Genomic DNA, 4,858 nt, shown 5'->3' with positions numbered 1-4,858 from the left:
CGACGAACCGCGGCACGGCGGCGGGCGTGGTGGCCGGGGTGGCCGACCTGGTGCGGGACGAGGTCGCCGAGCACGGCCCGGTGTGTCTCGCCGGTGACAGCGCCGGGGGCCAGATCGCGCTGTCCGCGGCGATGGAGTTGAGGGACCGGGGTGTGTCCCGTCTTCCGGCAACGGTCCTGATCTCCCCCGCGCTCGACCTGGCGATGGACAACCCGGACATCGACCGGGTCCAACCCAGTGACCCGTGGCTCGCCCGACGAGGCCTGAGGGTGTTCATCGACGCCTGGCGTGCCGAGCTGCCGGTGGACGACCCGCGGGTGAGCCCGCTGTGCGGGGACTTCACCGGTCTGGGGCCGCTGACGATCTTCGCCGCCACCCGCGACATCGTCCTGCCCGACGTGCGACTCGGGGTGGAGCGGGCCCGCGCCGCCGGCGTGGACGTCACGTACATCGAGGAGCAGGGGCTACTCCACGTGCACCCGCTGCAGCCCACCCCAGAGGGTCGGGCCGCTCGGGAGACGATCGTGGGGGTCGTTCGTGCGGCCGTGCGCTAGAAGGACTCGCACGACCGCGGTCTAGAAACCCAGCCGCCCGAGCATCTTGGGGTCGCGCTGCCACTCCTTGAGCACCTTGACGTGCAGGTCCAGGTAGACCTTGGTCCCCAGGAGCTGCTCGATCCCCGCCCGGGCCTGGGTGCCCACCTCGCGCATGCGCGAGCCGCCCTTGCCCAGGACGATCGCCTTCTGGCTCTGCCGCTCCACGTAGACGGTGGCGTGGACGTCCACCATGTCGTCACGCCCCTCGTGGGGCAGCACCTCCTCGATCGACACGGCGATCGAGTGGGGCAGTTCGTCCCGCACGCCCTCGAGGGCGGCCTCGCGGATGAGTTCGGACATCCGGGTCTCGTCCGACTCCTCGGTGATCACGTCGTCGGGGTAGAACCTCGGCCCCTCGGGGAGCAGGGAGGCGATGACGTCCGTCACCACGTCGACCTGCTCACCGGACGCGGCGGACACCGGGACGACCTCGGAGTCCGGCCCGAGGAGCCTGGAGACCGCGACCAACTGCTCCATGACCTTCTGCTTGGACACGGTGTCGATCTTGGTGACCAGGCCGAGGATCGGGGTGGTGGGACAGAGTTTGCGCACCTGCTCGAGGATCCAGCGGTCGCCGGGGCCGATCCGCTCCCCCGCAGGGATGCACAACCCGATCAGGTCGACGTCCGAGTAGGTGTCCTCCACGAGGGCGTTCAACCGCTCGCCCAGCAGGGTGCGTGGCCGGTGCAACCCCGGGGTGTCGACCAGGATGATCTGGGCGTCGGGTCGGTGGACCAACCCGCGGATCGCGTGCCGTGTGGTCTGGGGCCGCGAGGAGGTGATGGCGATCTTCTCGCCCACCAGCGCGTTGGTGAGGGTGGATTTGCCGGTGTTCGGCCGGCCCACGAAGCTGACGAACCCGCTCCGGAAGCCCTCGGGCGTGGTCATCGGTTCTCCTCGTCGTCGTTCTCGTGTGTGCCGTCGGCGGCAAGGTCGATCCGTTCGGCCACCACGGTGACCACCCTGACCCGTCCGCGACGGTCGTGCCCGCCCTCGGCGCGCAGGTCGAGCCCCTCGGTGACCACGTGCGCCCCGGGCAGCGGGACGCGACCGAGTTCGAGCGCCATCAGTCCCCCGATGGTCTCGACCTCCTCGGTCACCTCGTCCGGGAACTCCACGTCGAACAACTCTGCGACCTCGTCCAGACCGAGCCTGGACGACAGCCGGTACCTCCCGTCCTCCAGCTCCTCGACGGGGGGCACCTCGGTGGTGTCGTACTCGTCGACGATCTCGCCGACGATCTCCTCGAGGATGTCCTCGATGGACACCAGCCCGGCGGTTCCGCCGTACTCGTCGACCAGGATCGCCAGATGGTTGTGGTCCCTCTGCATCTCCGACAGCAGGTCGTCGATCCGCTTGGCGTCCGGCACGAACACCGCGGGTCGCATCACGTCGGCGACCGGGGCCGCGCGGCCGTCGGGGTCGTCGAGACGGGCCACGATGTCGCGGAGGTAGATCACCCCCACCACGTCGTCGGAGTTGTCACCGTCCACCACGGGGATCCGGGAGTACCCGGACTTGACGGTCAACCGGGCCGCCTGGCCGACGGTCTTGTCCGATTCGATCCACACCATCTCGGTCCGCGGGGTCATGACCTCGCGGGCGGTGGTGTCCCCGAGCTCGAACACCGACTGGATCATGCGCGACTCGTCGTCGGCCACGACCCCGCGCTCGCGGGCCATGTCCACGATCTCGAGCAGCTCGATCTCCGAGGCGAACGGGCCGTTGCGGAAGCCCCGGCCCGGGGTGACGGCGTTGCCGACACCCACCAGGAGGCTGGCGACGGGACCCAGGACCATCCCGAGCACCCGCATCGGGGTCGAGGCGCCCAGCGCCAGTGAGTAGGCGTGCTGGCGCCCCAGCGTGCGGGGACCCACGCCGGCCACCACGTACGCCGCGATCGTCGTCACCGCGATCACCCCGACCAGCGCCCAGACCGTGGACTCGATGACCTCGGCGAACACCACGGTCAGGAGGACGACCCCCGCGATCAGGCTCAACAGGTGCAGTAGCACCGTGACGTTGATGTAGCGCGGACGGTTGAGCAGCATCAACGACAGCCTCGCCGCCCCGTAGCGGGGCTCCTTGGCCATCTCCTCGACCCGGGCCACCGAGACCGTGCTCAGCGCGGCGTCGAGGGCGGCGAATACGCCGGCGACCAGGATGAGCAGAACGGCGGCGCCGGTGGTGAGAATGGTCTGGTCCACGGGTCAGACGTCCGCGCGCGGGGCGTCGTCCTGCGGGGCGTCCCGGTGGTCGTACCACTCGCCCAGCAGCTCGTTCTGCAGGCCGAACATCTCGCGCTCCTCGGCCGGCTCGGCATGGTCGTACCCGAGCAGGTGCAGGCACCCGTGCACGGTCAGCAGCGCGAGCTCGTGCGCGAGCGGATGACCGGAGCTGGCGGCCTGGTCGGCGGCGAACGCCGGGCACAGCACGATGTCGCCGAGCATCGCCGGCCCGGGATCGGGCAGGTCGGGGCGACCCCCCGGGGAGAGCTCGTCCATGGGGAAGCTCATGACGTCCGTGGGGCCCGGCAGGTTCATCCACGTCACGTGGAGATCCGCCATGGTGTCCTTGTCCACTAGGGTGATCGACAGTTCCGCGGCGGGGTGGACGTCCATCCGGGCGATCACGAACGCGGCCACGTCGATGAGTTCGGCCTCGTCGACCTCCACGCCCGACTCGTTGGCGACCTCGATGCTCATCGGCGGCGGTGCTCCCTGTTCCTGTGTACGGCGGTGGGTTCCTCGCCCCGCTCGAGGCGCTCCTCGTGCTTCGCGTAGGCGTCGACGATCCGGGCCACCAGCGCGTGCCGCACGACGTCCGCGGACGTGAGCTCCGAGAAGTGGATGTCGGGGACCCCCTTGAGGATGTCGCGCACCACCTTGAGACCGGAACGCTGCCCACCCGGGAGGTCGATCTGGGTGATGTCCCCGGTCACCACGATCTTCGACCCGAAGCCGAGGCGGGTCAGGAACATCTTCATCTGCTCGGGCGTGGTGTTCTGCGCCTCGTCGAGGATGATGAACGCGTCGTTGAGAGTGCGCCCGCGCATGTAGGCCAGCGGTGCCACCTCGATCACCCCGGCCGCCATGAGCTTGGGGATGGCCTCCGGGTCCATCATGTCGTGCAGCGAGTCGTACAGCGGTCGCAGGTACGGGTCGATCTTCTCGTGCAGCGTGCCGGGCAGGTAGCCGAGTCGCTCCCCTGCCTCGACCGCCGGGCGGGTGAGGATGATGCGGCTGACGTCCTTGGCCCGGAGCGCGGCGACCGCCTTGGCCATCGCGAGGTAGGTCTTGCCCGTCCCGGCGGGGCCTAGTCCGAAGACCACCGTGTGGTCGTCGATCGCGTCGACGTACTTCTTCTGCCCCACCGTCTTGGGCCGGATCATCCCCCCGCGGCGGGACAGCACGTCCGTGCCCAGCACCTCCTCGGGGGTCAACGGCCCGGAGTCGGCGAGGATCTCGACCGAGCGTCGCACCGACGCCGGGGTGATCTCCACCCCACGTCCGGCCTGCCGGAGCAGGTCCGAGACCACTCGTGAGGCCTGGTCGACGGCGCCGGGGTCGCCGGAGATGGTCATGGTGCCGCCCCGCACGTGCAGGTCGGCGTCGAGCAGCTCCTCGAGCGCCCGGAGGTTGGCGTCCGCGGCGCCGAGCACCGCCATGGCCAGGTCCGGGTCGAGCTGGACCGCCGTGCGGGAGGGCGGGCCGCCGGGGTCCCGGCGGTCGTCGCCCCGCGTCCGGGCGGCCGTGTCTCTCACTGCGTCGTTCTCTGGGGTACCTACGTGGATCACTTCCTGGGTGGTGGGGCGGTCGGGTCGAGTGTAGTACCAGCGCGGGCCCATCTCCGCGTGAGAACTCCGAGGGCGCCGAGGGCCACCGCGGCGGCGCTGGAGGTGCGCAACACCTCGGGACCCAGGACCACGGCGCGGGCCCCGACGTGGGTGAGTGAGTCGATCTCGGCGTCGGAGACGCCGCCCTCGGGCCCGACGACGAGGAGGATCCGCTCCACTGGACCGGCCGCGGTCACGGCGTCCGCTAAACCGGCGGCACCGTCCTCGTGCAGTACCAGGGCGATCGCACCCGCCCTGACCTCCTCGGCCACGAATGCCACGAGACCGGCGGAGTCGAGGGGTTCGGCGATCTCGGGCTCCCACTCCCGCCGGGACTGCTTGGCGGCGGCACGGGCCGCGTTGGCCCACTTGGCCCGGCCCTTCTCGAGCTTGGGCCCCGCCCAGCGGCTCACACACCTGTCCGCCT

At 70.5% G+C, this 4,858-nt stretch carries 6 protein-coding genes; 1 reads left to right on the top strand and 5 read right to left on the bottom strand.

The annotated features are described in order from the left end of the window. Positions 1–554: alpha/beta hydrolase fold domain-containing protein (locus G6020_RS05705; protein WP_182609949.1), on the top strand; the 554-nt coding region annotated here is incomplete at its 5' end. Between the two features lie 21 nt (positions 555–575). On the opposite strand, the gene era is transcribed toward G6020_RS05705, so the two are convergent. The 5 genes from era to G6020_RS05680 form a co-directional block, all read right to left on the bottom strand. Next, positions 576–1,484 carry a GTPase Era gene (era, locus tag G6020_RS05700; RefSeq protein ID WP_182609948.1) on the bottom strand — a complete coding sequence of 303 codons (909 nt, stop codon included), beginning with the start codon at positions 1,482–1,484 and terminating at the stop codon, positions 576–578. Continuing rightward, positions 1,481–2,803 carry a hemolysin family protein gene (locus G6020_RS05695; RefSeq protein ID WP_179524967.1) on the bottom strand — a complete coding sequence of 441 codons (1,323 nt, stop codon included), beginning with the start codon at positions 2,801–2,803 and terminating at the stop codon, positions 1,481–1,483. Before G6020_RS05695 ends, era begins: the two co-directional genes overlap by 4 nt. Before the next feature lie 3 nt (positions 2,804–2,806). Next, positions 2,807–3,301, bottom strand: a complete 495-nt coding sequence (gene ybeY / locus G6020_RS05690; protein ID WP_182609947.1) for an rRNA maturation RNase YbeY — start codon at positions 3,299–3,301, stop codon at positions 2,807–2,809. Further along, positions 3,298–4,359 (bottom strand): PhoH family protein, encoded by a 1,062-nt coding sequence (locus G6020_RS05685; protein ID WP_347238316.1) that lies wholly within the window; start codon positions 4,357–4,359, stop codon positions 3,298–3,300. The genes ybeY and G6020_RS05685 overlap by 4 nt, the downstream gene beginning before the upstream one ends. Positions 4,360–4,388: 29 nt before the next feature. Continuing rightward, on the bottom strand, positions 4,389–4,858 hold a 470-nt coding region (locus tag G6020_RS05680; RefSeq protein ID WP_182609945.1), incomplete at its 5' end, for an RsmE family RNA methyltransferase.

Source organism: Dietzia sp. B19 (assembly GCF_014145155.1).
Taxonomy (GTDB): domain Bacteria; phylum Actinomycetota; class Actinomycetes; order Mycobacteriales; family Mycobacteriaceae; genus Dietzia; species Dietzia natronolimnaea.
Note: the sequence above shows the minus strand (reverse complement) of the source record. Positions and strands in the feature narration are given on the sequence as shown.

Bases quoted from the DNA above. Each gene is read 5' to 3' on its own strand.
- era (WP_182609948.1), bottom strand. From the start codon at position 1,484: ATGACCACGCCCGAGGGCTTCCGGAGCGGGTTCGTCAGCTTCGTGGGC.
- ybeY (WP_182609947.1), bottom strand. From the start codon at position 3,301: ATGAGCATCGAGGTCGCCAACGAGTCGGGCGTGGAGGTCGACGAGGCC.